The organism is Cupriavidus sp. GW823-FHT07A04 (genome assembly GCF_058794615.1).
The window spans coordinates 201,201-218,040 of record NZ_JBXAHA010000013.1; the positions used below are offsets into that span (position 1 = coordinate 201,201).

14 protein-coding genes are annotated in these 16,840 nt (G+C 67.2%); 5 read left to right on the plus strand and 9 right to left on the minus strand.

Annotation, left to right across the window (positions count from 1 at the left end; translation table 11 throughout):
• Nucleotides 1–26: 26 nt before the first annotated feature.
• Together AC1Q7Q_RS23320 and AC1Q7Q_RS23325 are read right to left on the minus strand one after the other, a co-directional pair.
• Entirely contained in the window at nucleotides 27–2,159 is a 2,133-nt protein-coding gene (locus AC1Q7Q_RS23320) for a penicillin-binding protein 1A (RefSeq protein ID WP_492371787.1), read from the minus strand.
• A 9-nt stretch (nucleotides 2,160–2,168) separates the two neighbouring features.
• Complete coding sequence (locus AC1Q7Q_RS23325) at nucleotides 2,169–3,125, minus strand: alpha/beta hydrolase (RefSeq protein WP_492371786.1); 957 nt, start codon at nucleotides 3,123–3,125, stop codon at nucleotides 2,169–2,171.
• A 220-nt stretch (nucleotides 3,126–3,345) separates the two neighbouring features.
• Here AC1Q7Q_RS23325 and AC1Q7Q_RS23330 point away from each other — a divergent pair, with 220 nt between their 5' ends.
• Nucleotides 3,346–3,609: a hypothetical protein gene (locus AC1Q7Q_RS23330; RefSeq protein WP_492371785.1), complete on the plus strand. Its 264-nt coding sequence runs from the start codon at nucleotides 3,346–3,348 to the stop codon at nucleotides 3,607–3,609.
• A 29-nt stretch (nucleotides 3,610–3,638) separates the two neighbouring features.
• Here AC1Q7Q_RS23330 and AC1Q7Q_RS23335 read toward each other — a convergent pair whose 3' ends face one another.
• Nucleotides 3,639–4,046 carry a VOC family protein gene (locus AC1Q7Q_RS23335; protein WP_150985022.1) on the minus strand — a complete coding sequence of 136 codons (408 nt, stop codon included), beginning with the start codon at nucleotides 4,044–4,046 and terminating at the stop codon, nucleotides 3,639–3,641.
• A gap of 216 nt (nucleotides 4,047–4,262) precedes the next feature.
• On the opposite strand from AC1Q7Q_RS23335, the gene AC1Q7Q_RS23340 reads away from it, so the two are divergent.
• Nucleotides 4,263–6,197, plus strand: coding sequence for a sigma-54-dependent Fis family transcriptional regulator (locus AC1Q7Q_RS23340; RefSeq protein WP_492371784.1), 1,935 nt, complete (start codon nucleotides 4,263–4,265; stop codon nucleotides 6,195–6,197).
• A gap of 50 nt (nucleotides 6,198–6,247) precedes the next feature.
• Here the strand turns inward: AC1Q7Q_RS23340 and AC1Q7Q_RS23345 are convergent, their stop codons facing one another.
• The 4 genes from AC1Q7Q_RS23345 to AC1Q7Q_RS23360 all read right to left on the minus strand — a co-directional run bounded on the left by AC1Q7Q_RS23345 (nucleotide 6,248) and on the right by AC1Q7Q_RS23360 (nucleotide 10,514).
• A complete protein-coding gene (locus AC1Q7Q_RS23345; RefSeq protein ID WP_150985023.1) occupies nucleotides 6,248–6,640 on the minus strand; it encodes a DUF779 domain-containing protein in 393 nt (130 codons plus the stop codon).
• Nucleotides 6,641–6,684: 44 nt separating this feature from the next.
• On the minus strand, nucleotides 6,685–7,713 hold the full coding sequence (gene adhP, locus AC1Q7Q_RS23350) for an alcohol dehydrogenase AdhP (RefSeq protein ID WP_174424598.1): 1,029 nt from the start codon (nucleotides 7,711–7,713) through the stop codon (nucleotides 6,685–6,687).
• A 114-nt stretch (nucleotides 7,714–7,827) separates the two neighbouring features.
• The gene (gene adh / locus AC1Q7Q_RS23355; RefSeq protein ID WP_492371783.1) at nucleotides 7,828–9,348 is read right to left on the minus strand and encodes an aldehyde dehydrogenase; all 1,521 of its coding nucleotides are present in this window, start codon (nucleotides 9,346–9,348) and stop codon (nucleotides 7,828–7,830) included.
• Nucleotides 9,349–9,566: 218 nt separating this feature from the next.
• A complete protein-coding gene (locus AC1Q7Q_RS23360; protein ID WP_492371782.1) occupies nucleotides 9,567–10,514 on the minus strand; it encodes a LysR family transcriptional regulator in 948 nt (315 codons plus the stop codon).
• A gap of 116 nt (nucleotides 10,515–10,630) precedes the next feature.
• Between AC1Q7Q_RS23360 and AC1Q7Q_RS23365 the strand changes: the two genes are divergently transcribed.
• Nucleotides 10,631–14,191 carry an indolepyruvate ferredoxin oxidoreductase family protein gene (locus AC1Q7Q_RS23365; protein ID WP_492371781.1) on the plus strand — a complete coding sequence of 1,187 codons (3,561 nt, stop codon included), beginning with the start codon at nucleotides 10,631–10,633 and terminating at the stop codon, nucleotides 14,189–14,191.
• Between the two features lie 88 nt (nucleotides 14,192–14,279).
• On the opposite strand, the gene AC1Q7Q_RS23370 is transcribed toward AC1Q7Q_RS23365, so the two are convergent.
• Both AC1Q7Q_RS23370 and AC1Q7Q_RS23375 read right to left on the minus strand, forming a co-directional pair.
• Nucleotides 14,280–14,597, minus strand: coding sequence for a YnfA family protein (locus AC1Q7Q_RS23370; protein ID WP_492371780.1), 318 nt, complete (start codon nucleotides 14,595–14,597; stop codon nucleotides 14,280–14,282).
• A complete protein-coding gene (locus tag AC1Q7Q_RS23375; RefSeq protein ID WP_492371779.1) occupies nucleotides 14,594–15,589 on the minus strand; it encodes a 5'-nucleotidase in 996 nt (331 codons plus the stop codon). The genes AC1Q7Q_RS23370 and AC1Q7Q_RS23375 overlap by 4 nt, the downstream gene beginning before the upstream one ends.
• Nucleotides 15,590–15,797: 208 nt before the next feature.
• Here AC1Q7Q_RS23375 and AC1Q7Q_RS23380 point away from each other — a divergent pair, with 208 nt between their 5' ends.
• Together AC1Q7Q_RS23380 and AC1Q7Q_RS23385 are read left to right on the plus strand one after the other, a co-directional pair.
• Nucleotides 15,798–16,343: a hypothetical protein gene (locus AC1Q7Q_RS23380; RefSeq protein ID WP_492371778.1), complete on the plus strand. Its 546-nt coding sequence runs from the start codon at nucleotides 15,798–15,800 to the stop codon at nucleotides 16,341–16,343.
• On the plus strand, nucleotides 16,340–16,837 hold the full coding sequence (locus AC1Q7Q_RS23385; RefSeq protein ID WP_183036963.1) for a flagellin family protein: 498 nt from the start codon (nucleotides 16,340–16,342) through the stop codon (nucleotides 16,835–16,837). The genes AC1Q7Q_RS23380 and AC1Q7Q_RS23385 overlap by 4 nt, the downstream gene beginning before the upstream one ends.
• The last annotated feature ends 3 nt before the right edge of the window (nucleotides 16,838–16,840 follow it).

Sequence of the window (16,840 nt, forward strand, 5' to 3'; positions counted from 1 at the left end):
GAGCCTTGCTTGTGGCGGGTGGTGGTTCAGGTTGTGGGCTGCGACGCGCGGGGCGGCACCCCGGCCGGGGCTGGGCTCAGCGCTCTGACGGACTCGGCGCCGCCGGTGGTGCCCGCGGTGCTTGTCACGCCGGTCGCACTGGTTGCACTGGTCGCGGCGGTAGTGCCGCTAGTGCCGCTAGTGCCACCACCGCCGCTAGTGTCGGTCAGTGCCGTCGCCGCCCCCGGATCGGCGCCCGCCGGCGCGGACGGGAAGCCAAGCGCGGCAATGCCGTGGCTGCCGTCGGCGTATTCCGGGTAGACCCAGTCGTCGCCGTTGCGCACGAGGTTCTTGGGCGCAACGAATTCCGCCTCGGGCTGGCCCGCCAGGCGGCCTTCCATATAGCTGGCCCAGATCGGCAGGGCCGTGGTGGCGCCGAACTCGTGCCGGCCCAGGCTGCGGTTGTCGTCGAACCCCATCCACGCCACCGTGACGATGCCAGACGCGTAGCCGGCAAACCAGCCATCGACCGAATCGTTGGTGGTGCCGGTCTTGCCTGCCACGTCCGCGCGCCGCAGGTAGCGTTGCAGGCCTGCGCCGGTGCCGCTGGTCACCACGCTGCGCAGCAGGCTGTTCATCACATAGGCATTGCGCTCGGGAATCACGCGGTGTGGCTGGGGTTCGCTGTCGGCGGTAAACAGCACGTTGCCCGCGCCGTCGCTGATGCGCTCGATCAGGTAGGGCTCGGTGCGATAGCCTTCGCTGGCGAAGACGCCATAGGCGGCGGCCAGCCGCAGCGGCGTGGTGGTGCCGGTGCCCAGGGCCATCGGCAGGTAGCGCGGCAGGCGCTGCTCGGAGAAGCCGAACTTGCCCGCATAGTCAACCGCATAGGGAATGCCGATCGTCTGCAAGGTCCGGATGGCAGGCAGGTTGCGCGACTCCGCCAGCGCCTGGCGCACGCTCACGGCACCCAGGAAGCGGCCATCGTCGTTGCCCGGCTGCCAGCGCGACGAGGCATCCAGCGGCGCATCGTTGATCAGCGTGGTGGCCGACACGCCGCGCTCGAGCGCGGCGGAATAGATGAACGGCTTGAACGTCGAGCCCGGTTGGCGCAGCGCCTGCGTGGCATGGTTGAAGCGGCTGGTGGCAAAGTCCGCGCCGCCGATCATGGCTTCGATGGCGCCCGATTTGCTGTCCAGCGAGACCAGCGCGGCCTGCGGCGCTGCTTGCTGGCCATGGCGCTTGCCATACTGGTCCAGGCCCGCGTGCACGGCCTCGTAGGCCAGGCTTTGCCGCACCGACGATACCGTGGTGTAGACATTGAGGCCGCGGGTATAGGCGGCCTCGCCAAAGCGGTCGTAGGCGAGCTGGCGGGCCAGCTCCGCCACGTACTCGGCGTGCCCGTCAAAGCGGCCGTTATGCGAGCCGGCCACCTTCAGCGTTTCCGCGCGGGCCGCCTGGTATTGCTGGTGCGAGATCATGCCGAGCGCCTGCATGCGCCCCAGCACATATTGCTGGCGCAGCTTGGCGCGCGGGAAATTGACCACGGGATTCATGGTCGACGGCGCCTTGGGCAGGCCGGCCAGCATCGCGGTTTCCGCCAGCGACAGCGCATCCAGCGGCTTGCCGAAGTACGCCTGCGCCGCGCTGCCAAAGCCATAGGCATGCTCGCCCAGGTAGACCTGGTTCATGTACAGCTCGAGGATGCGGTCTTTCGGCAGGGAGCGATCGATCTTCCAGGCCAGCAGGATTTCATACCATTTGCGCGAGAGCGTTTTCTCGCGCGACAGATAGAAGTTGCGCGCCACCTGCATGGTGATGGTGGAGGCGCCCTGGGCGTAGCCCTCGCCGATATTGGCGAGCGCGGCGCGGAAGATCCCGGGGACGTCCACGCCGGCGTGCTGGTAGAACTGATCGTCTTCCGCCGCCAGCAGCGCGTTGGACATCTGCTTGGGCATGCGCTCCAGCGGGACGAATTCGCGGTGCTCGTTGCCGAACTCGCCAATCAGCACGTTGTCGCTGGTAAAGATCCGCAGCGGCAGGTCGGGGCGGTAGTCCCGCAGCGCATCGACGGCGGGGAGTTGACGAAGGCTCACCACGGCGGCGAACCCAACTAACAGGGTGGAGGCTGCAGCCAGCGCCAGAGTGACGCTTGCTGCCTTTACAACGACTCTTTTCATGCGCGCATTCTACCTTGGGGCGAAGATGGGGAAGCCGGGCATGCCATCCGGGGCTTGCGCCGCTGCCGGCTCCACGCCATCGGCCCGGGGCACTTCCGGCGCAACCGGCCGGGCGCCGGGCCGGCCCACCTGCTGTGCGAACTCCGCCAGCGCGCGCCAGGTCTCGGGCTGCTCGATGATGGTGAAATGGTTGGTGCCCGCCATCATCTGCTGCGCTACGTGGCCGGGCCAGGCCGCGATCAGGCGCTCCGAGCATTCGTGGGGCACCACCTCGTCGACCTCGGCCAGCAGCACCTTGGTGCTCTGCACCACCTTCTTGCAGTGGGAGATCGAGTCGAAGTGATGGCGCATCAGTTGCCGCAGCGGCACCAGCGGGAAGCGCTTGCGCACGATCTCCAGCAAGGAGTCGTAAGGCGTGATCAGCTGCAGGCTCTCGAAATCCTGCAGGTCCGCCAGCTGGATGGCTACGCCGGTGCCGAGGCTGCGGCCGACCACATGCACGCGCGTGCCGGGGAACATGCGGCGCAGGTGCAGCAGGAACTGGCTGGCGTCCGCCACGGCGGCTGCTTCGGAGGGCTGGCCGTCCGAGTGGCCCAGTCCGCGGTAGTCCATGGTGGCAAAGCCCACGCCCGGCGGCAGCCAGGCCAGGTATTGCATGGTGTCCAGTACATCCTCGCCGCGCCCTGGCAGGTAGAACAGCAGGTCGCGCGCGGTTTGTGCGTTCCGCACGGTTTCCCCGGTTTCCGCGTCCTGGACGCCTTGGGCGCCGTAGACATAGCCGCGCAGGAAACCGCCCGGCACTTCGTGCGAGTAAGCGGAAATGCCCTCGGGCAGGTCCCGCGGCGGGCGGCGGCGAGCGTCGAACAGCAGCCTGTCCTGGTTCAGCGTGAGGTAGGTCCAGTAGCAGGTGAAGCCGCCTGCGGTCAGCAGGACGGCGGCGAGGGCCTTGCGTGAATGGGGTGGCATGGGTTCGGAGGGTTTGTTCTGCCTGGCTTTACAGCACAATGCGTGGGGGCGTTTCCTGGCGTTTCCTGGCGCTTCCTGGTGTTTCCCGGCGTCTCCCGGATCATTTTACGGGGGGGCACGGCATTCGACCGGGCAACCCGTGCGCAAGTTCTTGTCCGATTCTTGTACGATACGCTTCACATCAATGGCGGCCGGTGCGGCCGCGCACGGAGCCAAGGGCATGACCGAACAAAACGACCAGAAAGACCAGCAAAACGACCTAGATAACCGCGCGGAAGAAGCCCAGGCGATGGAGCGTGTCGTCAACGCCACCCGCCAGGTGCAGGTGGCCTTTACCGCGCTGCAGGGGCAGTTTGCGCCGCAGGGCAGCGGCAAGCCGTCAAAGATGGCGCTGCAGACCTTCGATGCGTCGCTGCAGGCGCTGGAAGATGCGCAAGCAGCATTTGACGACGTGCTGAACGACCTGCTCGACGGCAAGCGTTGATTCCGGTGGGCGCCGCTTGCGGCGCTCACTCAGTGTGCTGGATAGGCCGCCACTTCGATCAGGTTCCCGTCCGGGTCCCGGCAATAGACCGAGGTCATCGGGCCGAGCGCGCCGGTGCGCGCCGCCGGTCCTGCCTCGATCGGCACATGGTGCGCAATCCAGTGCGCGATCACGCTCTCCAGCGTGTTGTGGGTGATAAAGCAGAGATCGTCGCTGCCGGTGGTCGGGTGAACGCCGGTGAACCACGCCACGGTGTCCGTATCGATCGGGCGCAGGTTGATCTTCTGCTGGCCAAAGCGCACCGAGACCCGCTTGCCGGTGCGCGATTCGAAGTCCTCGCGCTGCATGCCCAGCACGCTCTCGTACCACGCCGCGCTGGTCTCGACGTCCTTCACATTCAGGACGATATGGTCGAAGCGATCTATCACAATGCTCATCGTGCGCCTTCCGAGGGAGTGAAACGGCAGAGGCCGGGCGCGCAGCGCGCGTGCGGCAAACATGTACTTTACACCCGACTTCCGGGTGGGGCGTGCGCGTTGCGCGGCCGGCATGTGATAAGGTTTGGCGGCAAGGTCGCCATGCCGCCAGACGGGCCGGCACGAAAGACGGCCTGACCCGGCCACGCCGGGATCCAGAACAGGAGACCTGCCGCCATGAGCAGCACGCTTGCCAGCCGCGCCGCAACGCCGGACGCCGATCCGGAGCGCCGCATCCTGATTGCCCGCGCGCACGCGCGCTCCACCAGTTTCGGCCTCGAAGCCACCCATGCGGCGGACTATCAAACGCTGGGCACGCGCGCGCTGCACGAACTGGTCGACGCCAACCAGATGCTGTACAAGCACGCGCTGCCGGTCATGGAAACCCTGCACGCGCAGATCGCCAATACCGAGAGCATGGTGCTGCTGACCGACAGCGGCGGCGTGATCCTGCACAGCCTGGGTGACGGCGATTTTGCCGACCGGGCCAGGCGCGTGGCCTTGGCGCCGGGTGTCTCGTGGGCGGAGTCGAGCAAGGGCACCAACGCCATCGGCACGGCGCTGGCCGAGGCCCAGCCCGCGGTGGTCCACGCCGACGAGCATTTCCTGCGTGCCAACCGCACGCTGACTTGTTCTTGCGTGCCGATCTCCGGGCCGTTTGGCCAGGTGCTGGGGGCGCTCGACGTCAGCGGCGATCATCGCGGCTTCCACAAGCACACCATGGCGCTGGTGCGCATGTCGGCGCAGATGATCGAGAACCATCTGTTCGCCACGCATTTCACCGATGCCGCGCTGGTGCGCTTTCACGCGCGGCCGGAGTTCGTCGGCACGCTGTTCGAAGGCATGGCGGCGTTCTCGGCCGATGGGACCTTCCTGGCGGCCAATCGCAGCGGGCTATTCCAGCTCGGCATGTCGCCCGATACGCTGAACCACCAGAGTTTTGCCGCCTTGTTCGGCATGCCGCTGGGCACCGCGCTCAAGCAGGGCGTCGATGCGTCGGGCCAGTTGCTGACGCTGACCCTGCCAAGCCGTGTGCTGGTGTTCGCGCGGATGTCGCTGCTCGCGCCGCCGCGCCGCGCGCAGGCCGCGCGTGCACCCAAATCGGCAACCACCTCGGCGCTGGCCGCTCTCGATACCGGGGACGCCCGCATGGCCGCCGTGCTGCAGCGGGTCGACAAGGTGCGCGGACGCGATATTCCCATCCTGGTGCTGGGCCGCACCGGTACCGGCAAGGAGTGGCTGGCGCGCGCCATCCATCGCGATTCGCCACGCGGCGCCGCGCCATTCGTGGCCGTGAATTGCGCGTCGATCCCGGAGTCCCTGATCGAGGCAGAGCTGTTCGGTTACGAGGACGGGGCCTTCACCGGCGCGCGGCGGCGCGGCAGCCCGGGCAAGCTGGTGCAGGCGCACGGCGGCACCTTGTTCCTTGACGAGATTGGCGACATGCCGCTGGCGCAGCAGGTGCGGCTGATGCGGGTGCTGCAGGAGCGCGCGGTGACCCCGCTGGGCGGCGCCCACGCGATTCCCGTGGATTTGCGCATCATCTGCGCCACCCACCGCGACCTGCGCGCCATGATCGCGGCAGGCACCTTCCGCGAGGATCTGTACTACCGCATCAATGCGCTATCGGTGACGCTGCCGGCGCTGCGCGAGCGCACGGACTTGCCGGTGCTGGTGCAGCGCATCCTGACGCAGCAACTCGCGCAGGCGGAGCATGGCGAGCACGGTGACGCGCATCCAACCCGCGTTGCCGCGGACGTGCTGGCGCATTTTCAGCGCCATCCCTGGCCGGGCAACCTGCGCCAGATGGTCAACGTGCTGCGCACGGCGGCCATCATGGCCGAAGGCGAAGAAGAGATTCGCGTGGAGCATCTGCCGGAGGATTTTGAGCGCGAGCCAATGTTCGCGCAGGACAGGGACGCCGCGCCAGCCTTCATGCCCCCAACGCCGGTGATGCCAGTGACGTCCGCCGGTACCCCCGAGCGCTTGCGCGATCGGGAAGCCGCCATGATCCACCAGGCGCTGGCGCGCCACGGCGGCAATGTCAGCCTGGCCGCGCGCGAGCTTGGCCTGTCGCGCAATACGATTTACCGGCGATTAAAGCGTGGCTAAAGCGTGGCCAATGCGCGGCTAATGCGCAGGTTTCACGTCATGCCGGCGCTTCACGGCGCCGGCTCCCGCTCCAGCCGCGCCGCCTCTTCGTCGCTGAACAATTCGGAGCGCGTCAGGAACCGCAACCCGGTCGGCCCTTCCAGCGAAAACATCCCGCCCGATCCGGGCACCACGTCGATCACCAGCCGCGTGTGCTGCCAGTACTCGAACTGCGCACGCGTCATGTAGAACTTCGCGCCACCGATCTCGCCGAGGCAGACATCGGCCTCGCCAATGATCAGGTCGCCGTCCGGGTAGCACATCGGCGCGCTGCCGTCGCAGCAGCCGCCCGACTGGTGGAACATCAACGCACCGTGCTGCGCGCGCAGACGCTCGATCAGTGCCAGCGCGGCAGGCGTGGCGACGACGCGCTGCACGGCGTCAGGTGACTGGGGGGCGGGCATCGGGCGGCTCCTTGCCTTCAGATGGCAACTTCAGATAGCAAACCTCAAGCAGCAAAGTCCATCACGACCCGGCCTTCGATATCGCCGGCGCGCATGCGCGTGAAGATCTCGTTGATCTTCTCCAGCGGCGCGGTGGACACGGTCGCCTTGACAGCCCCATGCGCGGCGAAGTCGAGCGACTCCTGCAGGTCGCTGCGGGTGCCGACGATGGAGCCGCGGATGGTAATGCCCTTGAGCACCACGTCGAAGATCGGGGTGGGGAAGTCTCCCGGCGGCAAGCCGTTGAGCGCCACTGTGCCGCCCCGCCGGACCATGCCGATCGCCTGGCCGAATGCCTTGGGCGATACCGCCGTCACCAGCGCGCCGTGCGCGCCGCCGATTTCCTTCTGCAGGAACGCCACGGGATCGGTGGTGCGCGCATTGACCGTGACCTCGGCGCCGAGCTTGCGGGCGAGTTCGAGCTTCTTGTCGTCGATATCCACCGCCGCGACGCGCAGCCCCATGGCGCGTGCATATTGCACCGCCACATGGCCAAGCCCGCCGATGCCGGAGATCACGACCCACTGGCCGGGCCGCGTGTCGGTCACTTTCAAGCCCTTGTAGACGGTCACGCCGGCGCAAAGGATCGGCGCGATCTCCACGAAGCCCACGCTGTCCGGCAGCAGGCCCACGTAGTTAGGATCGGCTACCACGTATTCGCCATAGCCGCCGTTGACCGAGTAACCGGTGTTTTGCTGCTTCTCGCACAGGGTTTCCCAGCCTTGCAGGCAGTGCTCGCAGTAGCCGCAGGCGCTATACAGCCAGGGCACGCCGACGCGATCGCCTTCCTTCACGCGGCTCACGCCCGCGCCTACCGCCGAGACATAGCCCACGCCTTCGTGGCCGGGAATAAAGGGCAGGGTCGGCTTGACGGGCCAGTCGCCTTCGGCGGCATGCAGGTCGGTGTGGCATACGCCGGAAGCTTCAATCTTGACCTGGATCTGGCCGCGCCCGGGCTGCGGCACGGGCACTTCATCGATCGTGAGCGGGGCGCCGAACTCGCGCACCACGGCGGCTTTCATCATCGCTGTCATCTCGACTCCTGATTCTGTTGGCAAGGACGCCCGCGCCGCGCGGCGGTAAGCCGGCGGGGGGGCGGGCGCCATGCCGATCATGTCATGGGCGCGAGCGCCCATTCTTGCGCTGTATCAAAAGAAGCCGAGCGCGTTCGGGCTGTAGCTCACCAGCAGGTTCTTGGTCTGCTGGTAGTGGTCCAGCATCATGCGATGGTTCTCGCGCCCGATGCCGGATTGCTTGTAGCCGCCAAATGCCGCATGCGCCGGGTAGGCGTGATAGCAGTTGGTCCACACGCGGCCGGCCTGGATGCCGCGGCCCATGCGGTACGCGCGCGCGCCGTCTCGCGTCCATACGCCGGCGCCTAGTCCGTACAGCGTGTCATTGGCGATTTCCAGCGCTTCCTCCTCGTCCTTGAACGTGGTCACCGACACCACCGGGCCAAAGATCTCTTCCTGGAAGATGCGCATCTTGTTATGGCCGGAGAACACCGTGGGCTTGACGTAGTAGCCGCTCGCAAGGTCGCCACCCAGCGCGTTGCGCTCGCCGCCGATCAGGCATTGCGCGCCTTCCTGCTTGCCCAGGTCGATATACGACAGGATCTTCTCAAGCTGCTCCTGCGAAGCCTGCGCGCCGATCATGGTGGCCTTGTCGAGCGGGTGGCCTTGCTTGATCGCTGCCACGCGCTTGAGCGCGCGCTCCATGAAGCGCTCGTAGATCGACTCCTGGATCAGCGCGCGCGACGGGCAGGTGCAGACCTCGCCCTGGTTCAGCGCGAACATGGCGAAGCCTTCCAGCGCCTTGTCGAAGTAGGCGTCGTCGGCGGACAACACGTCCTCGAAGAAGATGTTGGGCGACTTGCCACCTAGTTCCAGCGTGACCGGGATCAGGTTCTGCGAGGCGTACTGCATGATCAGCCGGCCGGTGGTGGTCTCGCCGGTAAAGGCGATCTTGCTGATGCGCGAGCTGGAGGCGAGCGGCTTGCCTGCCTCGAGCCCGAAGCCGTTGATCACATTGAGCACACCCGGCGGCAGCAGGTCGCCGATGATTTCCATCAGCACCAGGATCGAGGCCGGCGTCTGCTCCGCGGGCTTGAGCACCACGCAGTTGCCGGCGGCCAGCGCGGGCGCGAGCTTCCACGTGGCCATCAGGAGCGGGAAATTCCACGGGATGATCTGGCCGACCACGCCCAGCGGCTCATGGAAGTGATAGGCCACGGTGTCGTGGTCGATTTCGGAAATGCCGCCTTCCTGCGCGCGGATGCAGCCGGCGAAGTAGCGGAAATGGTCCACTGCCAGCGGCAGGTCGGCCGCCGTGGTTTCGCGGATGGGCTTGCCGTTGTCGATGGTCTCGGCCACCGCCAGCGTGACCAGGTTGGCCTCGATGCGATCGGCGATGCGGTTCAGGATGTTGGCGCGCTCGGTGGTGGAGGTACGGCCCCAGGCGCCCTTGGCGCGGTGCGCGGCGTCCAGCGCGGCGTCCACGTCCTTCTGGTTGGAGCGCGGCACGCGCGTGAAGGGCTTGCCGGTGACCGGCGAGATCGCTTCAAAGTACTGGCCATCGGCCGGGGCCACCCAGGCGCCGCCGATATAGTTTTCGTACTGTTCCTTGTAGGGATACGCAACGCCCAGCTGGGCGATTTCCGCCATGTTCATGTCTGTCTCCGTCTCGTGATGTCTGTCGTGCCGCGTTGTTCGCGCACAAGCATCCATCCGCAAAAGCTGTGCCTGGCGGACACGGCGCAGCGAGAACGGCGAAACCACGTAAAACCTGGCAAGCAGGGGGCTATGCAGGCGGCCGCCAGTGTGCCGCGGTGCGCCAAGGTGTACCAATCTGGAGCAGCGTGTGGCGCCTTGGCACAGGGGATTGCCGCCTAGCTGCCGCTGGCATGGATCAGGAACTCCCGCAGCGCATCGGCTGGCTTGTCCAGCTTGCGCCCCGGTTGCCACAGCAGCCCCAGTTCCATGTCCGGCACGCCTTCGGCGATCGGCCGCGCCTCGATCTGCTTGCCTTCCAGCGACCACGGGCGGTACACCATGTCGGACAGCACGGTCACGCCAAAGCTGTGCGCCACCAGCCCGCGCAGCCCCTCCATCGAACTGGTGCGAAACGCGATCGATGGCGCCAGCCGCTTGCTGCGCCAGTAGCGCAGCGTGGAGCGCTCGCCTTCATCCACCGTCAGCAGGATGTAGGGATGCGCCGCGATGTCCTTCAGCGTCAGCCTGGGCAGCGCCAGCAGGGGATGCGACGGCGACGCCCATAGCTGGCGCCGCGAGCGGATCAGCGTGTGATGGGCAAAGCGTTGCAGCTTCTCGATATTGGACAGCAGCCCGATGCCAAGCTCGATCTCCCCGGCCAGCACCGCGCGCTCGATGCCGGGACGGTCCATGTCGTGCAGGTCGAAATCGATATCCGGGTAGTTGGTGCGAAACCGCGCCAGCAGGCCCGGCAGCAGGTAGCCCAATACCGTGTAGGACGCCGCCAGGCGCACCGTGCCGCTCAGGTTGTGCGCCTGGAAGCGCGGCTCGCGCAGGGTGTCCTGCACGGCGTCCAGGATTTGCCGGGCGCGCTGATGCAGCCGGTGACCCTCCGCCGTCAGGGCCACGCCGTGCGGCAGGCGGTCAAAGAGGCGCACGCCAAGCTGCTGCTCCAGCATCAGCACGGCATTGGTAATGGCCGATTGCGACACATGCTCGGCGGTGGCGGCCATGGAGAACTGGCCGGTCTCCGCCGCCGCGGCGAAATAACGGAACTGCCGCAGGGTGATTTCCTTGGCGATACGCTGCCCGCCGTCTTCCTTCCCATGCCGCTCTTTCGCCATATGCCACTCCGCTATGCGATTTTCGGATACCAGCTCTCTGAATTCATGATTTTACGATATCGGCCAGCCTTCCTACACTCAGTGACAGCCCACAAGAGCACACGGAGACAGCATCGATGAATGCCCCCCTATCCTCAGCCCAGCAAGATGCGCTAGCGTCGGTTTCCCTTGACGATAAATACACCCTGGAAAAAGGCCGCGTGTATCTTAGCGGCACCCAGGCGCTGGTGCGCCTGCCCATGCTGCAAAAGGCGCGCGACCTTGCCGCCGGACTGAATACGGCGGGCTTTATCTCCGGCTACCGCGGCTCCCCGCTGGGCGGCGTGGACCAGGCGCTGTGGAAGGCCAAGAAACACCTGGCCGCCAGCGACGTGGTGTTCCAGCCCGGCGTGAACGAAGACCTGGCCGCCACCGCCGTGTGGGGCACCCAGCAGGTCAACCTGTTCCCGGACGCGACCCGCGACGGTGTGTTCTCGATGTGGTACGGCAAGGGCCCGGGGGTGGACCGCTCCATCGACGTGCTCAAGCACGCCAACTCGGCCGGCTCCGCCAAGCACGGCGGCGTGCTGCTGCTGGCGGGCGACGACCACGCCGCCAAGTCGTCCTCGGTGGCGCACCAGTCCGAGCACGTGCTGCTGGCCTCCGGGATTCCGGTGCTGTACCCGTCCAATGTGCAGGAATACCTCGACTACGGCCTGCATGGCTGGGCCATGAGCCGTTACTCCGGCCTGTGGGTGTCGATGAAATGCGTGACCGACGTGGTGGAATCCACCGCCTCGGTGGAGGTCGATCCGGATCGCGTGCAGATCGTGCTGCCGGAGGACTTCGCCATGCCCGAGGGCGGTCTCAATATCCGCTGGCCAGATCCGCCGCTGGCGCAGGAAGCCCGCCTGCTCGACCATAAATGGTATGCGGCGCTGGCCTATATCCGCGCCAACAAGCTCAACCGCGTGGTGCTGGATTCGCCCAACGCGCGCTTTGGCATCATGACCGCCGGCAAGGCCTACCTCGACGTGCGCCAGGCGCTGTCTGACCTGGGCCTTGACGACGATACCTGCCGCCGTATCGGCATCCGCGTGTTCAAGGTGGGCTGCGTGTGGCCCCTGGACGCACACGACGCGCGCGAGTTCGCCACCGGCCTGGAAGAGATCCTGGTGGTGGAAGAAAAGCGCCAGATCCTCGAATACGCGCTCAAGGAAGAACTCTACAACTGGCGCGACGACGTGCGCCCCAAGGTCTACGGCAAGTTCGACGAGCGTGGCAACCACGGCGGCGAATGGTCGCTGCCGCGCGGCAACTGGCTGCTGCCCGCGCACTACGAGCTATCGCCCGCGCTGATCGCCAAGGCCATCGCCACCCGGCTGGAAAAGAGCGACCTGCCCACCGACGTGCGCGAGCGCATCGCCGCGCGCGTGGCGCTGATCGAGGCCAAGGAGCGCGAAGCCGCGCGCCCGCGCATCTCGGTGGAACGCAAGCCCTGGTTCTGCTCGGGCTGCCCGCATAACACCTCCACCCGCGTGCCCGAAGGCTCGCGCGCGCTGGCCGGCATCGGCTGCCACTATATGGCGATGTGGATGGACCGCAATACCGACACCTTCAGCCAGATGGGCGGCGAAGGCATGGCATGGACCGGGCAGATGCATTTCACCGGCGAGAAGCATGTATTCGTCAACCTGGGCGACGGCACCTATTTCCACTCGGGCCTGCTGGCGGTCCGCGCGTCCATCGCGGCCAAGGCCAATATCACCTACAAGATCCTGTTCAACGACGCCGTGGCGATGACCGGCGGCCAGCCGGTGGACGGCGTGCTGACGGTGCCGCAGATCGCTCACCAGGTGCTGGCCGAAGGCGCCAGCAAGATCGTGGTGGTCACCGACGAGCCCGAGAAATACGGCGACGGCGGCATGCTGCCCGCCAGCGTGACCGTGCACCACCGCGACAAGCTCGATGAGATCCAGGTCCAGCTGCGCGATACCGCCGGCGTCACCATCCTGATCTACGACCAGACCTGCGCCACCGAAAAGCGCCGCCGCCGCAAGCGCGGCACCATGGCCGACCCTGCCAAGCGCGCGTTCATCAACGACGCGGTCTGCGAAGGTTGTGGCGATTGCTCGGTCAAGTCCAATTGCCTGTCCGTGGAGCCGCTGGAGACGCCGCTGGGCACCAAGCGCAAGATCAACCAGTCCTCCTGCAACAAGGACTTTTCCTGCGTCAACGGCTTCTGCCCGAGCTTTGTCACGGCTGAGGGCGCACAAGTGCGCAAGCCGGCCGCGGCGGGCGGCAAGGGCGCGCTCGCCGATTTCAGCGCGCTGCCGCAGCCGGCGCTCCCCACGCTGGAGCGGCCCTACGGCGTGCTGGTAACGGGCGTCGGCGGCACCGGCGTGGTCACCATCGGCGGCCTGCTTGGCATGGCTGCCCACCTGGAGCAAAAGGGCGTGACCGTGCTCGACATGGCCGGCCTGGCGCAGAAGGGCGGCGCGGTGATCAGCCATGTGCAGATCGCCCCGACCCCGGCCGCGCTGCACGCCACCCGCATCGCCACCGGCGAGGCACGGCTGGTGATCGGCTGCGACGCGATCGTCTCCGCCTCGCCCGAGGTCTTGTCCAAGACCCGGGTCGACGTGACGGCAGCCGCCATCAACAGTGCCAATACGCCTACCGCAGACTTCATCAAGAACCCGAACTGGAAATTCCCGGGCGCCTCGGCCGAGCAGGACCTGCGCGCCAGTGTCGGCGACGCCTGTGCCTTTATCGATGCCAATGCGTGGGCCGTGAAGCTGCTGGCCGATTCGATCTACTCCAACCCGCTGCTGCTGGGCTTTGCCTGGCAAAAGGGCTGGGTCCCGTTGCGGCGCGATAGCCTCGTGCGCGCCATCGAGCTGAACGGCGTATCGGTGGAGAAGAACCTGCTGGCCTTCGACTGGGGCCGCTATCTGGCGCATCACGGCGAGGCTGCGCTCGCAGCGCAATTGCAGACCACGCCGCGTGCCCAGGTAGTGGCCATGCCGGAGACGCTCGACAGCGTCATCCGCCAGCGCGAAGCCCTGCTCACGGCCTACCAGAACCCGGCGTACGCGGCCCGGTACCGCGCCGCAGTCGAAAGCGTGCGCGCTGCGGAGAAGCGCGTGGGCGCCAACCCGCGCTTGCCGCTCGCCGAAGCCGTGGCGCGCAACCTCGCCAAGCTGATGGCCTACAAGGACGAGTACGAAGTCGCCCGCCTGTACGCCGACCCCGCCTTCCTGGACAAGCTGCGCGCGCAGTTCGAAGGCGAACCTGGCCGCGACTACCAGCTCAGTTTCCACCTGGCTCCCCCGCTGCTGGCAAAGCGGGACTCGCATGGCCACCTGGTCAAGCGCCGCTTCGGCCCGGCCATGCTGACCGCCTTCCGTCTGCTGGCACGCGCCAAGGGCTTGCGCGGCACCGCCTTCGACGTGTTCGGCAAGACCGCCGAGCGACGCGCGGAACGCAAGCTGATCGAGGACTACATCGCGATGGCGGCGGAGTTCGGCGCGACGCTGAATGCGGACCGGCTGGATACGGCGGTGGCGCTGGCGAGCTTGCCCGACGACATCCGCGGCTTCGGGCATGTCAAGCAAGCCAATATGGAGAAGGTGGCGGCGCGGCGGGTGGCGTTGCTGGCGCAGTATCGCGGGGCGGCGGCGCGGGTCGCGGCCTGAGCGGCGCGGGCGCAATGGCTGGCTGGGCGCGGATCGGGAGGGCGGGCGCTAGCCGTAGCGCAAGCGCTCCATCACGCTCCGCGCCGCTTCAACGCGGCTGAAAAACAATCATCGCCATCCCGGCAATCGCCACCGCCACCCCCGCCAGATCCCAGTGGCTAGGCTTCACCCCATCCACCAGCCAGAGCCACAGAATAGCCACCGCAATATAAATGCCGCCATAGGCCGCATAAACCCGCCCGGAAGCATCCGGGTGCAGCGACAGCAGCCAGGCGAACAGCGCCAGCGACAGCGCGCCTGGCACCAGCAGCCACACGCTGGCCCCCTGGCGCAGCCACAGGTAGGGGAAATAGCAGCCCAGGATTTCCGCGCAGGCCGTGACGAGGTAAAGGGCGAAGGTCTTCATGCGCCGCAGATGGGTGCGTTGCCGGCCTGGCCGGCGGCATCGGTGTCGTCGTTCCTGGCGCGCTTGCGCGCGGGCCTGCGTTTGCCGCCCCCCAGCTCGCCACCTTTGTATGGCACCCGCCCCGACGGCACCACCGCCGACGCCAGTTCCACATGCCCTTCCTGGTCGTCGAAGAACATATGCGCGCCGAACGCCTGCAGCACTTGATCCTTAGGCAAGCCGCCGAGGAAAAAGGCTTCATCGATGCTGACGTTCCACGCGCGCAGGGTATGTACCACCCGTGTGTGCGCCGGGCTGTTGCGCGCCGTCACGATGGCGATGCGCACCGGGCATTTCCCGGGCGGGAAGTGCGACTGGATCTCCGCCAGCCGGAGCAGCAGCTTGGCAAACGGCCCTTCGGCCATGGCCTTGTGGCGGTGTTTTTGCTCATGCCGGACGAAGGCTTCCAGCCCTTTTTGCTTGAAGATCTGCTCGGACTCCGGCGAGAACAGCACGGCATCGCCGTCGAAGGCAATGCGGATCTGGCCGGCGGGGGCGTGATAGTCGGCGGGCGCGGCGTACAGCTGGGCCGCGGCCACGCCGCCGTCGATGGCGGCCTGCACGTCGGTGGCCTCGCGTGAGAGGAACAGGTCCACCTTGAAGGCTTGCAGGTAGCGCGAGATCGATTCGCCGCCGGTGAATGCCGCGCGGGTGATGTCGAGCCGGTGGGTCTCGATGGCATTGAACGCGCGCAGCCCGGTGTCCGGCGAATTGCGCGAGATCACCACGACCTCGACCAGCCTTCGGTCCGGGATCAGGTGATTGAGTCCGAGCAGCGCCTGCACCAGCGGAAAGGCCGTGCCCGGCAGCAGGGGTTCGTCCTCATGCTGGCGCTGGTAGGCGGAGTAGGACGCCACCCCCTCGGATTGATAGATGCCGTTCTCGTGCTCGAGGTCGAACAACGCCCGGGACGAGATGCCGATGACGAGTTTGTCTGTGAGATCGTAGGCCATGCCGCAGTATAAAGGCAGACGATTCGGTGCTGGCGACGCGCCGGGTGGATGCGCCGCTCACCGGATGCATCCAGCGCACGCTGTCGTTCTTACAATCTTTGACATTTCTGCGCTTTGCGACGCAAGTGCGCGCGCGTATGCTGGCCCGCATTTGCGAATGCGCCGGGCATGCCGGGCATAGCCTTCCCCGATTTTCCATCCCCCAACGATGACTCCTGATTCCCTCCGCGCGCGGCCCGGGACCGGCCTGCGCGGCCCGGCCGCGCTTGCCGCCGCGATTGCCCTTTGCTTATCCGCCACGGGCTGCAGTTCCTTGCTGAGCGAGGGCACGGCGGCCGGTGCGGGCATTGCCGGCGCCAGCATTGCCGGTGCGCTGACCGACAACGCGGCGGTGGCGACCGGCATTGGCCTGGGTGTGCAAGCGGGCGCCAGGGCCGCCTTGCAGTACAGCCAACGCAAAATCCACGCGGCGGCGCAAGACCGCATCGCCATGGCCGCCGGCCCGCTGGCGGTGGATGCGGTGGCGGACTGGAGGACCGATCACGCCGTGCCGCTCGAGCCTGCGGAGCATGGCCGGGTCACGGTCAGCCGGGAGATCGGCGGCAAGTCCCTGCAGTGCAAGGAGATCGTGTTCTCGGTGGACGACGAAGCGAAATCCAGCGCGTTCTATATCGCGGCGATCTGCCGGGACGGCCAGACGTGGAAGTGGGCGTCGGCGGAGCCGGCCACCGAGCGGTGGGGGGCGCTGCAATGAGCGGCCCGCACCGGTTGCGGGTCATCGTGCCCGTGCTTGCGGCCGCCCTGGCCACCGGCTGCTCGTCGGTCGGCGACCTGACCGGCGCGGTGGCCGGCGTGGCGACCGGCGCGGTCACCGGCAACCCGGCCCTGGCCGCCGGCGTGGCCATCGGCGTCAGCGCCGCCACGGATGCCGGCGCCAAATACGTCTTGCGCAACTGGCAGCAGGCGGAGCAGGACAGCATCGCCGCCACCATCGGCGCCATGCCGGTCGATGCGCAGCAGCGCTGGGAAATCCGCCACCCCTTGCCCTATGCCAACGAGCATGGCTGGGTGCGGGTGGTGCGCGTCATCCGCACGCCGCTGGCGGAATGCCGGGAGGCGCTGTTCTCGGTGGACGACGACGCCAGGCAACAGCGCGCCTGGTTCCTGACCACCGCCTGCCGGCAGCCCACCGGCTGGAAATGGGCGGCGGCGGAGCCGGCGGTGCCGCGCTGGGGCAACCTGCAGTAAGGC